Below are 17,128 nucleotides of genomic sequence, written 5' to 3'. Positions count from 1 at the left end.
AACAGCTAATACGAGGATGTTTACCGGCTGTTATTAGTTTTACATGAATGGTGATTTTTAGTGACCCAAAAACCATTTACCTTAGTCCAATGAATAATTCACCTCTATCTCGATGGCATGATTTGGTCGTCGAGTTCGATAAGAAAAAACTCGAACATTTGATCGATGAGGAATGTGTGTTTTTCTCACCGATTGTTTTCACTCCACAGGAAGGGAAGAGACTGACTATCATGTACCTGACGGCAGCATATCAAATGTTTAGCGAAGCTGATGGATTCAAATACATTAAAGAAATTGTTCACGACAATAATGCCATGCTTGAATTCAATGCTATGATAGACAATATCCTCATTGATGGTGTTGATATTATCACCTGGAACAACGAGGGGAAAATCTCAGAATTCAAAGTGATGATTAGACCAATGAAGGCTGTAGATAAAATCAAGGAAAAGATGCTTGCCCAGTTGTCCGAAATGGGCACCTTTCAAAAGTTAAAATTAAAAGGAGGGATGATTTGGGATAGATTGAAGCCCTAGCTGCCCATTACGTTTAATATCGAAACATAAAAGTTTGAATCAATCTTAAATGATGTTGGGTTTTTAGCCGATGTGCTTTGCCAATTGGTGGTTGGTTCTATCCAGATCTCAGCCTCATTTAAAAATACCTTTAATGGAAGATCAAAGCCTTCTACGACACCAGACCAACGATATTGAACTTTGTCTTCCTGGATAATATATTCAAGAACTGGTAGGCTGTTATCTCTCAAGTATTGATCAAATACATATTGAAAATTACGTCCGGTTTTTTCACTGATATATTCTTCAATCTGTTTGGTCGTCACTGTTTGATGATAAAAGGTTTGGTTCAATCCACGAAGAACTCCTCGCCATTTTTCGTCATCATTAACGACCTGTCTTATCGTGTGAAGTAAATTGGCACCCTTAGGATACATGTCTCCCGAGCCGTGAGCGTTTACGTCATAGTCTGCTATAATATTCTCGGTATTGTCAATTCCTGTTCTTAATCCTCTAATGTATTCTGCTCCGGCATCCTTGCCATAAAAATACTCCGTAAACAATCCCTCGGAATAGGTAGTAAAACTTTCATGAAGCCACATGTCCGCCATATCCTTATAGGTAATGTTATTGGCAAACCATTCGTGCCCCGTTTCATGGATGATAATGTAATCCCACTTGAGTCCCCACCCTGTACCAGATAAATCCGTTCCTCTATAGCCATTTTGATATCCATTGCCATAGGTAACAGAGCTTTGATGCTCCATGCCGAGATAAGGGACTTCCACCAGTTTATAACCATCTTCATAAAAGGGGTAGGGGCCAAACCAGTGTTCCAAAGCTTCCATTGTTCGGGGAGCATCTTTGAATTGCTTCCTTGCCCTTTTTAGATTATCTCTCAGTACATAATAGTCCATGCTTAAGGAGCCTTTTTCTCCCGTATAGGATTCCTTGAAATGGACATAATCGCCTATGTTGATATTCACACCGTAGTTATTGATTGGATTGTTGACAAACCAATGAAAGGTCTTGGTTCCATCGTCGTTTTCATCTGTACCTCTATACCTACCGTTGGAAACATTCATCAAGTGCTCAGGTACCGTAATGCTCATGAGCATACTATCAACCTCATCGTACATGTGGTCTTTACACGGCCACCACAAGCTGGCTCCGTCACCCTGGCAGGAGGACGCAATGAAGTCTTTGCCATTTTTATCTTTTGTCCAAGTGATGCCGCCGTCCCAGGGAGCATTTTCTGCTTCTACAGGCTGTCCGCTATAGTTAAGCAATAGGCTATTTACTGCTCCAATTTCTTGTTTCTTCTTCAGTTTGATGAAATGTGCTGGACCTTCCTTAGTAATCTCTAAATTTTCTCCATTTTGACTGGCACTATGGAGTTGTAAGGGGGCTTGTAGATCGATTTGAATAATTTGATTTTCAGATAGAACTTTGTAGTCTACTCGGTTGCTTCCTACTAATGTTTTTGTGCTGGGATCTACACTAACACTTAGATGGTAATATGTTAAATCCCACCAGACTCGCTCTGGAGTGATCGAACCTCTTAGGCTATCTAGTCTGGTGTACTTCGTTTCATGCCTGATATCCTTTGCAGATTGAAGTATAATGAATGAAGAAAGTGTTGTGAACAGTATGATAGCCACTCGTTTCATAAAGTATCTGTTATTTGGGAATCAAAATTAGTTAGAAATATATGGAGGATGCTTAACGAATTCGTCAATAGTTTGAATTTGTCCTTTCTCAATTTGAAAGGAGGAATGAAAGGATAATTGGTTTCAACATTTACGAATAGGTCAACAATAAATTTTAATAACTTTGGTTGAAGATTTGAATTTAATCTTCAATGCCCGAGTCTTGCAGCTAATTTTCATTTTCTAAAATCTAATAACCTCTTATGCCAGCCATCAATATCAACGGTGCCGAAATTTATTACGAAATTCATGGAATGGGTCCAGAGACTATCTTATTTAGTCATGGTCTACTCATGAGTGGTAAGATGTTTAAGGCTCAGGTAGATTACTTCAAGGCCAGATATCGCTGTGTAATTTATGATCATCGTGGACAGGGTAGAAGCGAGGTGACAGAATTTGGTTATGATATGGATATGCTTACTGAAGATGCAAAAGGTCTTATTAAGGAGTTGAATCTGGGACCATGCCATATGGTTGGTTTATCTATGGGAGGGTTTGTTGCTATGCGATTGGCAGCTCGTCATCGAGAATTTTTAAAGTCCTTAATTCTTATTGAAACTTCGGCTGAGCTGGAACCCAATAAGTTGAAGTACAACATATTGAAGGCCATAGTTAGTTTATTCGGAGTTAAGGCTGTAGTCAACAGAGTGATGCCTATTATGTTTGGTCAAACATTTTTGAATGATTCCAATAGACAGGATGAAGTGGATACCTGGAGAGGAGAAATTTTGAAAAACGATAAGACAATTACCAAAGCTGTTTCAGGGGTGATAAACCGCAATGCGGTAAGTAAAGAATTAGATAATATTACGGTACCCACATTGGTAATTGCTGGTGAAGAAGATGTAGCTACCACTCTTGAGAAAGCTAAAAATATCAAACTAAAGATTCCACAGGCACATTTGGCTGTAATCAAGCGTGCGGGGCATTCATCCACCATTGAAGAACCCCGACAAGTCATTGAGGCAATCGAGGTCTTCTTGAACGGCGTTCATTAATTGTAGCGCCTTGCTGAGGAATGCTTTTTTTGGACAGAGTTCAAAAGAAAAGGGTGAACATCTTAAACCTCAGGCAGAAACTTACCCGAATGCCAGTCCCAACAAGGTATATCTTATTTCGACGGAGGTGTAATCATAATATGAGCAGCATGTGTACCTGGAAACATAAGCCAGGGACCTCCCGGAACCATAGGTTTTAGTGGCAATCCGCTAGATTCCTGAGTAGCCCATGGTGTATATACTACATATCGCAAGTTGGCATTCTCGACCAATCCAGTTTCACTGTTATATTTAGCCTCCTTACCATAAAGTACATGCAAAGTTGCAGGCTTCTCAGGCATCTTTAAAATTCCTGATTTGGCTTCAGCTTCACGAATTTCAGAAGTTTCACTCCTGGATTTACCTTCCGCCCTCAGAGATCTGCCTCTCGCCATAAAATCAGCAAGGCTAGTGTGATAGCAGGCCGCATTAAAACCAGATTTCGCAGGGTCGTCAGCAAGGCAGATGAGTTGGTTTGTACCTTTTCTTAATTCAATAAGCTGACCATTTTCATCATATCCAAGCACCGAGGCATTAGCTCTTTGTTCTTCGGGCCCAGCCTGTAAGGCAGCAGCAATTTGCTCTTCCTGGGATGTGACCTGGGCCTGCGAATAAGATGAATATATGAGAAGTAGGGTAAATAAATTTAGAGTTTTCATGGTTGTAATCGCTGTTTAAGTTACCGGAAATGTAGATAAATTTTTTTTGTCATTCTTATTATATTTTTTTGTATTAATCATTTAACCTACATACTTTACAGTATAATTTATTCTAATATAGTACAATGAAACAAGGTAAAATTAAGTTCTTCAACGAGTCTAAGGGATATGGGTTTGTTGTAGACGATGAAGATTCAAAAGAGTATTTCGTTCACATTTCTGGTCTGGTGGATCAGGTGAAAGAAGGAGATGCGGTGACGTTTGATTTAAAAGAAGGTAAAAAAGGTTTGAATGCGGTAGACGTAAAACAAGCCTAAATAATATCTAATTTTTATTAAAGGTAGGCGGCCATGCGAATTGCATGGCTTTTTTTGTGACTTCATGCCAATATTTTGTTCTTGTGTGTTTACTTTCGTGCAATGCCGAGAATATTTATCATTCGCAATTCCAATCAAATGCCCTGGGTAATCATCCCTGGATTGTAGCTTTGTCACGCAATACTCTCCTGATTGGCTTCAGGAATTCACTTTCATAACTTCGCTGTTGCTCAGTTATATGTCACCAGAATCGTGGCGCAGCGATCAAAATTAATCCTTGGAGAAAACATTGAATCATGAACGAAATCATCGTATTAGGCGGTGGTATGGTAGGTAGTGCCATGGCCATCGACTTAGCTCAAAATCATAAAGTCACTGTCGCGGACTTCAACCCATCCACACTAGATAACCTAAAATCTAAATCATCAGAGATCGAAATTATTCAGCTGGATGTAACTAATGAATCCGATCTGAAAAGTGCTATTTCACCATTCAGTTTAGTCGTATGCGCTGTTCCTGGTTTTTTGGGTTACCAAACGCTGAAATATATTATTGAAGCAAAGAAAAATGTAGTTGACATTTCCTTTTTTCCCGAAGACGCACTTACCCTTACTGAATTGGCTCAAGCTATGGAAGTAACCGCCATCGTTGATTGTGGAGTTGCTCCAGGCATGAGCAATCTCGTTTTAGGTTATCATAATGAAGCCATGAAAATTGAAGCCTTTGAGTGCCTTGTTGGTGGTTTGCCCAAGGTTAAAAAGTGGCCATTTGCTTATAAGGCACCTTTTTCCCCAGTGGATGTGATTGAAGAGTATACCCGCCCAGCGAGATATGTTGAAAATGGACATATAGTTACTAAACCAGCTCTTTCTGATGTAGCGCAGGAAGAATTTGATGGAGTAGGTACTTTAGAGTCTTTCAACTCAGATGGCCTTCGCTCCTTACTTTTTACCATGGGACATATCCCGAATATGATTGAAAAAACCCTGCGTTATCCAGGCCATGTTGAGTACATCCAAGTTTTGAAATCCAGCGGTTTTTTTGATAGCAACCCAATACAAATTGAAGACGAACAGTATGTTAGTCCGCTAGATTTTACTTCAAAAATTCTGTTCAATGAATGGAAGCTTGGTGAATCAGAAGAGGAGATTACCGTTATGCGAATCACAGTATCGGGAGTCAATGAATCAGGTAATAAAGAAACTATCGTTTATCATCTGCATGATGAGTTTGCTACAAAGACGCGAACCTCATCAATGGCGCGCACTACTGGCTATACGGCTACTGCCGCTGTCAATTTAATTTTAAATAAGATGTTTACAGAAAAGGGAGTCTTTCCTCCTGAACTGGTTAGCAATCATGATGGATGTTTCGAATTTATCCTAAGCTACCTAAACGACCGGGGGGTGGTTTACCGCAAGGAGACTTTTCTCGGATAATTCTGCATATACAGAGAATCTTATAGCCAATTAATAGGGTAGGGCTATTAATTGGCTAACTTTGCAGCTTATCATAAGACTTTCAGATTGAATACTTTTTCAGAACTCGGGCTTGAACCACGGTTGGTCGATGCTCTTAATGATTTAAGCATTGTTAAACCTACACAGATTCAGCAGGAGGCCATTCCGATACTTTTGGATTCGATGCAGGATTTTATTGGATTGGCTCAAACAGGGACTGGAAAGACAGCAGCGTTTGGATTACCACTACTTCAAGTAGTAGAAGAAGAGTCCAAAACCTGTCAGGCCATAATCTTGGCCCCTACACGTGAATTAGCGCAGCAAATTGCAGAAGGATTAAACACTTTTGCTAAATACAGGCCAAAGCTAAAAATCGAAGTAGTATTCGGAGGAGCAGCTATTACCAATCAGATCAAGGCTTTAAAGGCCAAACCTCAAATTATTGTTGCCACTCCAGGTCGTTTGGTCGATTTGATTCAACGCAAAGTAGTCAATCTGAATGCACTAAACTACGTGGTGCTTGATGAGGCGGATGAGATGTTGAATATGGGATTCAAGGAAGAGCTGAATAAAATTTTAGCTGATACCCCAGCTGATAAAACGACGTGGCTATTCTCAGCCACTATGCCTGCTGCTATCAAAAATATTGTAAACACCTACATGAACGATCCTAAAGAGGTATCGGTGAAAAGTGGGGTAGAGGTAAATAAAAACATCTCTCATCAGTATCTGGTGGTTAAAATGAGTGATAAGCTTGAGGCTATAAAGAGGGTACTGGACGTAAATCCGAACTTTTATGGTGTGATGTTTTGTAGAACCAAAATTGATACACAGAATTTGGCCGACGATATTGGACGTGCAGGCTACCGAGCTGAGGCGTTACATGGCGATTTGACTCAAAAACAGAGGGATTCGGTGATGCGTAAATTCAAAGACCGCACTTTATCCATGTTAGTAGCTACAGATGTAGCGGCAAGAGGAATCGACGTTAATGATGTTACACACGTTATTCATCATAGATTGCCGGATGAATTGGAGTTCTATACGCATAGAAGTGGTAGAACAGCAAGAGCTGGTAAAAAGGGTATCTCAATTGCTTTGGTCAGTAAAGGAGAGGTTCGAAGGATAGGAGAAATCGAAAGACGACTGAAGATAAAGTTTGAAAAAGAACTGATCCCTACCGCCGATGAAGTGATGTCTTCTCGGATGGATAATTCATTGAAGCTCATTGCTGACTATGAAATAAAAGGAGAACTCCCCGCAGATCTAAGACAGCAGGCTCAAGAAATGTTTGCTAATATTTCTAAGGAGAATTTGGTTGATAAGCTCTTAGCTAAAGAGTTGTCTAAAGTAAGTATTTCTAATAGCGGAGACCTTAATCAAACAGAAAATAGTAGATCTAAAGAGGGCAGAGATCGATCTGACAATTCCAGAAAACATGCACGTCTATTTATTAATCTGGGTAAGATCGATGATGTGTCCAATGCAGAATTGTTGCACATGATTTGCGATATATCTGGCGCAAAAAAATCACAGATCGGGAAAATTGAAATTCAGCAGAAGAGGGCCTACTTTGAAGTGGAAAAAGATGCTGTATCCGGTGTCATGGACAAATTCAAGGGATATGAATTTGAAGGTCGTGAAATTCGAGTCAATAAAGATGATTCACCTCCACGGTCTCCACGTTCCCAACAAAGGGGGTATCAGGATCGCAAGCGTCGAAGCTCTGGAGGAAGACCTTCAGGTGGTGGTTCAGGTAGATCTGGCAGTGGAGGACGGTCAGGCAGATCCGGAGGCGGACGTCGACGTTAGGAGCCCCAGGTACACAAAAAATTGATTATCTTGTTGCATACAACGGTTTAATTTGATGTAAATTGAATAATTGGAATATTCTCTTGAAATATTTCAATATTTATTTCAAATACTATTTGATAGGATGAGTTTAAACATGTATATTTAAACTCCGTCTGTATTATTTTATTAAAAATTGCTGAAGACTGTCTTCCAAATTTTAAAATAATGCAACCCAATACTCAAAAAGAGCCATCCCTCATCAATGAGGCTCAAACTACTGGCATTGACTCTATGCTGCAATATGCGATGGATTCGCGTGTTAGTAGCGTAAAGGATGCTATTGACCTAACCCTACAGGCTCAGGCTAAGTGTGAGGCACTTAAGTACGCCAAAGGTTTAGCCAAATGCTCTGCTCAACTTGGCCTTTTTTATATGATTATGGGAGATCATGAAACTGCTCTTGAGCACTCGCAGCTGGCACTCAAGTCTTTTACTGAACAAGGTGATAAACAAGGAATTGCAGAAGCACTTTACACTATTGGCAGTACAGAATACAAATCCACTAAATATCATCAAGGGTTGGAGCACCTATATGAGTGCCTCCGAATTCAAAAGGAGATTGAAGACATCAGGGGTCAATCTAAGTCACTGAAGGCCATTGGTTACATCTATGAAGCCTTTAATGAGTTGGACAAGGCGCTCGAGACCTATGAGAGGTGCAGAGAGCTAAGTCATCTCAATAATGATAAAAATGGAGAGTCAAATGCCTGTAATCCTCTTTCTGGTTTGTATCTAAAAAGGGGCGATTACAAAAATGCATTAGAGTCGATTAATACTAGTATTAGCCTGAAAAAGGAGACTGGAGACAAACGAGGTCTTGCATTTGCATGGTACGGAAAGGGGAAAATTCATCTTCATCTTAAGGAGTATAATGATGCTAGAGAATTTTTCTCAAGAGGCCTAAAAATTCATCGCGAGGTAGGTGATAAAATGGGTTGTGGCATGAGTTTAAATAAGTTAGGACAAATATGTTTTGAAACTAACGATTTTGAACAAGCCAAAAAGTACTTTAATGAAGCGATAGAGGTAGGAGAGACCATAGATAACCAACAGATAATATATAAAGCTTATTTCCAGCTATTCAATATTGCGATGACTGAAGGGGAAGAATCTCAGGCACTTGCTTATCATATCAAATACCATGATTATAAGGAGCGCATGATTAATTCTGAAACCAAAAGTAAAATTAAAAGTCTCGAATCCATGTGGAAAATGGAGTCTTTAGAATCGGAAGCAAGGATACAACGTGAAAATAATGTTGTAGTTAAGAAAAAGAATGAAGAACTAGATAAATTCTCGTCACGAGTCTCACATGATCTTAGAGGACCGATTTCATCACTTATGGGCTTGTATGAAGTGGTCAAATCTGAAGTTAATGATCCAGAGGCGCTTAAATATTTTGAGCTTTATCATCACAGGATCACAAGAATTAACCAGACCATCATTGATCTGTTGGAGTTGTCTAAAGTTAAAGACTGGCAGCTGTCCAAGACAGTAATAAATTTTGATGAAATGGTGGCTGATTGTATTGAATCGTTTAGTTACCTGCCAGGTTTCGACAAGATTAATTTTGAAATAGATTTAGATAAAGATCTAAAGATTCAATCAGATAGGAGCCTGATGAATACCATAATTCAGAATTTGATTGAAAACAGCATCAAATATTCACGCCAGAACATTGGTGATCCTTTTGTTAAAATACAGATAAAGCAAACGGCGGAAGATTATATGTGTGTTATTGTAGAGGACAATGGCATAGGCATAGACGAAAAATACCATAGTAAGGTATTTGAAATGTTTTATAGGGCAAATGACGAAGTGCAAGGTTCAGGCTTGGGTATGTTCATACTAAAGTCAGCTGTAGAGAAGCTAGAGGGAGAAGTTAGCTTGGTAAGTGAACCAAATAAGGGAACCAAGTTTGTTATATTACTACCAATCATTGAAAATATGAAAAAAGAATATCTAGGTATTTGATACCTAAATTAACAAATATGCGTTTTGTACGAAATTTATTAATATGAGTAAAAAAGTAGAGAAAATTGACAATCCTTTGGAGAACCTCGATGAGAACGAAATCACCAATGTAGATCCTACCAAAATTGGCGGACTTGATAGAAATGTGGCTGAAGAGTTCGATGAGAGTGTATTGGATTGGACGAAAAGCAGAGGAAAGAAGAAAAAGTAAGCTCTCTTTCGGACGCTTTTCAGGAGCAAATTTGATAAATGATAAACGGTATTAGGGCAGTTTGTTTATTGGCATTTCTTTTAATGCTATGTAATCTTCAGGTGTGTGGTCAGACTGAAGAAGATAGTTTATTGACTGAACTTGAGAAATCAAGTGATGATCGCGATAAAGTAGCAATTCTTTTAAGAACCTCTAACCTTGTAAACAAGGCTGATAAGTCGCTAGTTTATGCTAAGAGGGCACTGGCCATATCAAATAATCTTGATGATCCTTTACTCCAAGCTAAATGTGTCCAACAGTTGGGTCGCTGGCAAGCAAGTTTGCAGCAATTTGATTCGGCGAAAATAAACCTTACGGAGTCAATACGAATTTTTAAGAATTTGAATCAAGCCAAACTTGACGCAAAAAGCAAGTTTTACCTGGCTTCTCTATTTGAAAATCAACACCTACTTGATTCTGCCGAATTGTATTATAGAGAAGCCATTGAAATTTCAGACTCAAGTGGAGACAAGGTTGGTAATGCCATCTATAATCTTCATTTGGGCAACATGGAGAATGTTAGAGGGAATAATAAAGTGGCACTGACGTATTTGGAGCGTGCAAATGACTATTTTGATTCACATGAAAAAAGAGATAGCGCTTGGTTGAGCTTAAATAGTCTGGGCATCGTTTATGATGAAATGGGACTCTATGCCAAGGCCTTAGAGTATTACATAAAGGCCTATGAGATCATTGAAGAGTTTGATATTCAAAATGGTAGGATAATTCTTGCGAATAATTTAGGGACGATTTATCATGAATTAGGAAAGCTTAAGGAGGCGAAGGACTATTTCGCCAAGGGATTAGAAACAGCTAGAATCAACGATTTGAAAATAGAAGAGGCCATGCTGCTTAATAATATTTCAATTGTTTATACAGAGGAAGGGGATACGCTCAAGGCGTACAATCAGCTCAGAAGAGCTCATGAAATTCAAGCGGAGTCTAACCAGAAATGTGATTTAGCTTATACCTGTGAGGGACTGGGTGAAGTAATGGTATGGAAGAAAGATTATGATTCAGCTACTTATTACTATCAGGAGGCTTTGACTTGGGCCAAAAAGTGTGAGATATTAGGTAGCCAGACTAGTATTTATCGAAACATGGGCCTTCTTGCCCATAAAATGGGGAAACGAAAAGAGGCAGAGCGTCACTTACTTAAGTCTTTAGAGCTAGGAGGCAAGTCAAATTATGGGTTAGAAATGAAGGAAACGGCTAAGGAGTTGTTTAATTTTTATAACAAGACGAACGATTTGGAAAATGCTCTCAAATACCAGATCATGTTTAGTAATCTGAAAGATTCTCTTTTCAATGCTGAGTCCACAGAGCGAATCGCTCGAATGACGGCCGAATATGATTTTAGGAGGGAAATAGAATCACTTGAATATAAGAAGATGGCTGACGAAATGCGACTAAATGATGAATTAAGGCAAAAGGAGAGCTATCAGAACAGCATATTAGTAGTACTGGTACTGACCACTCTATTAGCTGCTACATTAGGCAGATCGTATTACTTGGTTCAGAATCATAATAAAAAGCTAACTGCACTTAACGAAGAAAAGAATACGCTGATGGGTGTTGTCGCGCATGATTTAAGGAGTCCTCTCAATAATATCAAAGGGCTCATGTCCTTGGTCAAAATGGAAAACTCTGCCTTGTCCCCGGAACAGAGTCATTATTTTCACTTGGTAGATGATACTATGGAACGAATGCGTGACATGATTGATCGCGTACTTGATGTGAGTGTGGTGGAAGATATGAAGGTTAATCTCAATTTGAAAAAGGTTGATTTGGGACAAACCATAAATTTTGTGGCGGGCAACTTTGAACTTTTGGCGAGTAAAAAATCAATCAGAATTCATAGTGAACTGGACATAAACAGGCATATTATTTTTGCAGATTACAACTACCTGTTGCAGGTTATAGAAAATTTACTGTCAAATGCTATTAAGTTTTCAGAACCTGGTAAAAGTATTTTCTTAAACATCTTTCAGGAGGACGGAAGTGAGACTATGATCGTTCGTGATGAAGGACCAGGTATTAGCGAAGAAGATCAGAAGCGCTTATTCAATAAATTTCAAAAATTAAGTGCAAAGCCAACAGACAACGAGAGATCCACAGGACTCGGCCTGTCAATTGTCAAAAAGTTTGTAGACGCCATGGAAGCTGAAATAAGTTGCGAAAGCGAATTGGGTAAAGGAACGAGCTTTATAGTAAGATTCAATACAGCAGTAGAGACTGAATTAGCTTAGCTAAAAGCCCCAATAAGTTAATTTTTGAGCAACTTGACTTGAAATTCCAATGCTTCAAGCTTGGCATCAAAAAATTGCGCTTCTTCATTACCGCTAAAGTTGGCTCCTATAAATTTCCTAGCTTTTTTCACATCATCTAACGCTTGGTCAAAATCATGCAATTCCAGATAATGGATTAGTGCGCTATAGTAATAATTATACACATGATTGAAATCAGAAGTTGTTGGAGGATTTTGCTGATAAACTCTCTCTGATTCTTCAAAATAGGATATAGCCTCAGAACTATTACCTTCCTTGTACTGCAGCAATCCAAGTAAATCGTTGATTTCATACGATTCTGCACTGAGTTCTTTCAAAATTAAAAGTTCATCGATAACCAAAAGGATAAGACTATCTGTCTTGGGGTCATTAGAGCCGCGATCTACTCTTAGAGAATCTGCAATGGTCTTACCGAACTGAAACGTAACATTGAGTAGTTGTCCCTTTGTGTCAGCAATTAATTCATTGCATTTTCCGTCATCAAACCGAATGGCTTGATCGAGGTCCTCAAAAGCGTTAATCAGGATATTCGGGTTGTCGGAAATAAAAGTAGAGTTTTTATTCTTCAACATGAGATCAAAATACTCAGCTACCGTCTTCGCTCGAAAATTATATGCCCTGGGTACATCTTTTCCTTTCATTAAATACTTGTCATCGAGAGCAGCAGTAAAGCTAGTTAGGGCTGTTTCATAGTCCTGTTTTTCATAGGCGTTCATTCCGTTTTCGAAATGATCATTTTGTGCAAGTAAAAGGTTAGTATGTGCTATTCCCCAAAAGGAAACTATTAAGCTGATTTTTATTAGAATTTTCATCCCTGGTTGATACGATTTTAAATTTATCTTGTTTTGTTATTGAATTATCTGGTTTCTATTAGAAATGCATATGGTCATTTGATTTACACCTATTTTTTTAATTTTGATTTTAGTAATTGAAGACGGTTCTCCTTCTTGGTTAGTTCCTTGATTCCATCCAGTTCGCCCTCATCATATTGTGATAACATGAGTTCTATGTAGGTGATACCTTCGTCTAAAATTTGATTGAGCGTATTTATGTCCTTTTGTTCATTAAATAAATACTCACAACTCATCATATAATTTAATACATGCAGAGAACTGGCTTCCTTTTTCTCCAGCGTTGAAAATAGCTCTCTTGCCATGTTGAATTTGCGCATGGCCACATCTTTTTCGTTGATATAATAATGTGCAATCCCTAATGCATCTTCCAGTTTCCAGTTTTCTCCGGAAATTTGCTCAAGGCGTTCAAATTCGTAAATGATGAAATGAGCTACCTCATTGATCTGTTCTTCTGAATTAACAGTGTTGAGAGTAGCAAGCGTATCCACAATTGAAGTAGCTGCTTTAATTGATATTTCAGCCAGTTTTTCGGCAGTTTTATTCATCAGCGACTTGGAGCTGCTATTTTGAAAATGCAAAGCATTAGACATCTCGTCAATTGCCAACTTAATGTTTCCATGATTATTTAGAATCTCACTAACCTGAAAACTTCCAAAACTCTTTTCTAAATGTGCAGTTCTAATGATGGCCAAATACGTATAGGCCATCGATAGTTCTTTTCCACTTATTTCGTACTTATCTAATGTCACCGCCTTAGTCAAATACGAAATGGCGTCTTGATATTGTTTGTCATCAAATGCCTTTGATCCGAGATCGTAATTGTTTTCCTGACCGAAAGATTGATGCGATATAAAAACTAACAGTGTGAGTAGTTTTACGTAATTGATAATGTGAGACATACCTTTTCTGATTCGTTGTGAATAGTAACGGAAAGGATGGTTGACATTCGCTGTTTATAATTTACTATAAAATTGCAAGTTGTCATATTCCGAAAGTCAGAAATTGATGAAAATGAGGAGTTTATTCACCGCTCTCATCTATTCGAGCCATGTATTGACGAAAACGATTCTCAATTTTATTTAATTTAAGAATGTCTGTCATTTGATTATCATCTAGTTCATTGATCAAAACAGAGGTATATGTGCTTCCTTCATTGGAAATTTGATAGGCTTCCTTCATGTTGTTTTTTTCTTTGAAAAAGTAATTGCCGCTCAATATGTAATTGCGTAGATGTAGTTGACTATTGGGTTGCACTTCTAATACGGCAAACTGTGCTCTGGCCTTTTTAAACTCATCCATGGCACTTTCCCTATCACCCAAATGATAGTGGGCTAGCCCTAGAATGTCGTGTAGTTGCCAGTCGTTTAACACCATTTGTGATAATTCGCCAAACTGGTTGATGGCAAAACTGGCTAAGTAATTTGAGCCCTCATTGGGGTTGTTTTCGTCAAAAGTCAATAGGGAGTCTCCTATCACCTGAAGAGATTTAGATGATATTTCAACAAGTGTGGCTTTTGAGTTTTTAATGATGTTTTTTGACGCATTATCCTGAAATTTAACAGCGCGAACCATTTCCTGAATGGTTAGTTGAATTTGCCCCTGATTTCGATTAATGCTATTAAAGTCGAACTGTTGGAGGTTTTTTTTCAGATATGCAGTACGGATAACAGCAAGATAGGCATAGGCCATCGACAGTTCTTTACCACTAATTTCAAATTTCTCATCCGCCACGACTTTAGTAAAACACACCATGGCCTCATGGTAGCGATTGGCTTGAATGGCGTCTAATCCTTTTTTATAATTTTGAGTTTGACCATATGTCGAAAGTTCACTCAGTATAACTAAGGCCAAGGTCAAAAATATGAAAGTGCTTTTTCTCATTGCTATGGTGTTTAATTAAATGAATCGTTGAACCACTGATTCATTTAAGGAGCAAAGTTTTGAATTATAATTGCGGATAACAATTAAATTGGATGTAAATGGCTGAAATTTACGGGTTTACACGTACCATTCGTAGGAGAATTTCCTAGGATATTAGACTAAATTTATTGAATTACTCTAATTTCAATACGCCTGTTTAGCTCTCTGCCGTCCTCTTCATCATCATTAGAAGCCAGTGGCCGAGTTTCTCCGTAGCCTTTCGCAATTAAACGATTGGCAGAGATGCCATTCGTTACAAGGTATGACCTTACACTTTCTGCTCTTGCCAATGAAACGCTCATATTCGTTTCATGGGAGCCAATGTTACAGGTGTGCCCACCAATTTCAACTACTAAATGGGTATTATTTTCCATTACAGTTTTTATCTTTTCCAATGCGGGGTAAGACTCGTTTTGAATTGTTGTTGCATGCAAATCAAAGTACATATTATTAACTATCGCCTTCTCACCTGATCGAAATTTGTTGCCTATCAGTTCTAACTTCTCATATTTTTCGGCAGAAGTACTTTGCCCTTGATAGAGGGTGGCGAAGTCAGTCTCAGGTGCAATTTCATCCGGTACCGAAACGTGAAAGTTCCTTTCAAAGGACTTTCTATGCTCGTCGTGAGAAGATTGAATCTGAGTGGTGGCGAGTCTTTGATTTTCCAGGAATACCTCGACAATAAAATTTTCTTCCTCAAAAATTTCAACTTGATAACTACCAAAATTATCTGTCATTACGTTGAAAACCTCGTCCTGATATTTGATTGGATGAAAGGATAATTTTGCCTGAGGTAAAATTTCACCCGTTTGCTGATCATACACCTTGCCTGAGGCTAATACCTTGCCTTGTTTATGAAAGTAGTAAATATCAAATTCTCCTTTGCCATGCAATCGGTTCGAACTAAAAAAACCGGAAATGTTATCCTCATTTAACTGAAAATTGATTTCGTCATCAATAGTGTTAATGGGAAACCCAACATTAATCGGACGGCTCCATTTACCGGTGGATGGGTCTAATTGAGATTTAAATACGTCATATCCGCCAATGGATTCAGGCCGGTCAGAGCTAAAATATAGCGTCCTGCCGTCATGCGAAAGAAAGGGATTGTCATCATTGTACCTGGAATTGATTGCTCCAGCTACCGGCATAGGAGCAGACCATGTGTTTGTACTTATGTCCAGAGTGGATTGGTAAATATCAAGATTATCATTATTACCTTTTCCGGCATAATATATTATGGTTTCAGAGTCATTGATAAAGAAGTGCGATCCAATGGTCTGAGAGTGAAGCGGGGCATTGAATTTCTGCAGATCGCTCCATCCCTGATACTTTGGCTCTGAGAAGTATAGATCTCCGCCATTTTCATTTTTGTATACAAACAGGCGACCATCGTTATTTACAATTTCAATTTTTGCGTTACTCTTTTCAAATGAACCTAAATTGGTGATAGATTTTGGGGCACTGAACTTATCATTCGCTTTGAAGCTATGAAATACCTTAAATTGACTCGAATCAGTACTTTGTGATCGGGACGAAACAAACAACAATTCGTTGTGACCTGAGTAGAAAGCTGGTGATATGTCCGAATATGCTGAGTTGATAGGTGCGGGTAGTTGTTCTATTTCGAACTCATTGGTGTTATTATGGAAGGCAACTGCTCTTTGGGCCTGATTGAGTAAATCCTCCGATTCTTTTTTTATTTCATGGGTTCGATATATGTCCATGTCCAAAAAAGCCTGAAAGTGTTTTTCAGCCAGTTCAAATTCATACCTGCTGTAATGTATTCGACCCAACCAGTAGTTATAGAATTTATCTGTTACTCCTTCGTTGGCTTCATATTCCTTTAGGGCAGTCATTTCGGTACCACGGCCAGATGAAAGGTGGAATGCGACAAAGGCGTGATATTGCACGTAATGGTTTTTGGGATAATCGTGCAGAAGTTGATTGTAGAGGTCAAGGGCCTTCGGAAAATCTTCTCGAAAGAAGTAGTAATCGGCCTGTTCTATTAACTTCTTTTTACTGAGCTTTTTATCATTGTCCTTGTTGCCTAAGGAGGGTAAGGCGTATAGGACCAATAAAATCAAAAAATACCTTTTCATACAATTGCAATTGTCATTGAAGCATACAAACCTATGTAAATTCAATAAGGTATGTATGCATAATAAAAGGGAACGGAAGGAATTAAGAAAATACAGTATGCAGTTTAAGAGAATTTCTTACTGCAGCGATATGGCCGGAAGGTGGTCTCGTAGGAAAAGTGGCAATAAAATCATTAAACACTGACTATC

At 38.6% G+C, this 17,128-nt stretch carries 14 protein-coding genes; 8 read left to right on the top strand and 6 right to left on the bottom strand.

What is annotated here, in order from left to right; all coding sequences use genetic code 11:
• The first annotated feature begins 89 nt into the window (after positions 1 to 89).
• Positions 90 to 536, top strand: coding sequence for a nuclear transport factor 2 family protein (locus tag ABJD64_RS11215; protein WP_348178747.1), 447 nt, complete (start codon positions 90 to 92; stop codon positions 534 to 536).
• Here the strand turns inward: ABJD64_RS11215 and ABJD64_RS11210 are convergent.
• Positions 533 to 2,185 carry a M1 family metallopeptidase gene (locus tag ABJD64_RS11210; protein ID WP_348178745.1) on the bottom strand — a complete coding sequence of 551 codons (1,653 nt, stop codon included), beginning with the start codon at positions 2,183 to 2,185 and terminating at the stop codon, positions 533 to 535. The two genes, ABJD64_RS11215 and ABJD64_RS11210, sit on opposite strands and share 4 nt — an antisense overlap.
• Positions 2,186 to 2,427: 242 nt before the next feature.
• On the opposite strand from ABJD64_RS11210, the gene ABJD64_RS11205 reads away from it, so the two are divergent.
• Entirely contained in the window at positions 2,428 to 3,222 is a 795-nt protein-coding gene (locus tag ABJD64_RS11205) for an alpha/beta hydrolase (protein WP_348178743.1), read from the top strand.
• 113 nt (positions 3,223 to 3,335) lie between these two features.
• On the opposite strand, the gene ABJD64_RS11200 is transcribed toward ABJD64_RS11205, so the two are convergent.
• On the bottom strand, positions 3,336 to 3,920 hold the full coding sequence (locus ABJD64_RS11200; RefSeq protein WP_348178741.1) for a hypothetical protein: 585 nt from the start codon (positions 3,918 to 3,920) through the stop codon (positions 3,336 to 3,338).
• A gap of 125 nt (positions 3,921 to 4,045) precedes the next feature.
• Between ABJD64_RS11200 and ABJD64_RS11195 the strand changes: the two genes are divergently transcribed.
• From ABJD64_RS11195 to ABJD64_RS11170, 6 genes are all read left to right on the top strand, one after another.
• Positions 4,046 to 4,237, top strand: coding sequence for a cold shock domain-containing protein (locus ABJD64_RS11195; RefSeq protein ID WP_263049967.1), 192 nt, complete (start codon positions 4,046 to 4,048; stop codon positions 4,235 to 4,237).
• Positions 4,238 to 4,533: 296 nt separating this feature from the next.
• Positions 4,534 to 5,676, top strand: a complete 1,143-nt coding sequence (locus ABJD64_RS11190) for a saccharopine dehydrogenase C-terminal domain-containing protein (RefSeq protein WP_348178739.1) — start codon at positions 4,534 to 4,536, stop codon at positions 5,674 to 5,676.
• Between the two features lie 87 nt (positions 5,677 to 5,763).
• Positions 5,764 to 7,509, top strand: coding sequence for a DEAD/DEAH box helicase (locus ABJD64_RS11185; protein WP_348178737.1), 1,746 nt, complete (start codon positions 5,764 to 5,766; stop codon positions 7,507 to 7,509).
• A gap of 207 nt (positions 7,510 to 7,716) precedes the next feature.
• Positions 7,717 to 9,525 carry a tetratricopeptide repeat-containing sensor histidine kinase gene (locus ABJD64_RS11180; protein ID WP_348178735.1) on the top strand — a complete coding sequence of 603 codons (1,809 nt, stop codon included), beginning with the start codon at positions 7,717 to 7,719 and terminating at the stop codon, positions 9,523 to 9,525.
• Positions 9,526 to 9,568: 43 nt separating this feature from the next.
• Positions 9,569 to 9,736 (top strand): hypothetical protein, encoded by a 168-nt coding sequence (locus ABJD64_RS11175; RefSeq protein ID WP_348178734.1) that lies wholly within the window; start codon positions 9,569 to 9,571, stop codon positions 9,734 to 9,736.
• A gap of 38 nt (positions 9,737 to 9,774) precedes the next feature.
• The gene (locus tag ABJD64_RS11170) at positions 9,775 to 12,024 is read left to right on the top strand and encodes a tetratricopeptide repeat-containing sensor histidine kinase (RefSeq protein WP_348178732.1); all 2,250 of its coding nucleotides are present in this window, start codon (positions 9,775 to 9,777) and stop codon (positions 12,022 to 12,024) included.
• A 17-nt stretch (positions 12,025 to 12,041) separates the two neighbouring features.
• Here ABJD64_RS11170 and ABJD64_RS11165 read toward each other — a convergent pair whose 3' ends face one another.
• The 4 genes from ABJD64_RS11165 to ABJD64_RS11150 all read right to left on the bottom strand — a co-directional run bounded on the left by ABJD64_RS11165 (position 12,042) and on the right by ABJD64_RS11150 (position 16,939).
• Positions 12,042 to 12,875: a hypothetical protein gene (locus ABJD64_RS11165; protein WP_348178730.1), complete on the bottom strand. Its 834-nt coding sequence runs from the start codon at positions 12,873 to 12,875 to the stop codon at positions 12,042 to 12,044.
• An 89-nt stretch (positions 12,876 to 12,964) separates the two neighbouring features.
• The gene (locus ABJD64_RS11160; RefSeq protein WP_348178728.1) at positions 12,965 to 13,816 is read right to left on the bottom strand and encodes a hypothetical protein; all 852 of its coding nucleotides are present in this window, start codon (positions 13,814 to 13,816) and stop codon (positions 12,965 to 12,967) included.
• 121 nt (positions 13,817 to 13,937) lie between these two features.
• Positions 13,938 to 14,798 carry a hypothetical protein gene (locus ABJD64_RS11155; protein WP_348178726.1) on the bottom strand — a complete coding sequence of 287 codons (861 nt, stop codon included), beginning with the start codon at positions 14,796 to 14,798 and terminating at the stop codon, positions 13,938 to 13,940.
• A 164-nt stretch (positions 14,799 to 14,962) separates the two neighbouring features.
• On the bottom strand, positions 14,963 to 16,939 hold the full coding sequence (locus ABJD64_RS11150; RefSeq protein WP_348178724.1) for an OmpA family protein: 1,977 nt from the start codon (positions 16,937 to 16,939) through the stop codon (positions 14,963 to 14,965).
• Positions 16,940 to 17,128: the final 189 nt, after the last annotated feature.

It is taken from the genome of Reichenbachiella sp. (assembly GCF_039944555.1).
Classification (GTDB): Bacteria; Bacteroidota; Bacteroidia; order Cytophagales; family Cyclobacteriaceae; genus Reichenbachiella.
Note: the sequence above shows the minus strand (reverse complement) of the source record. Positions and strands in the feature narration are given on the sequence as shown.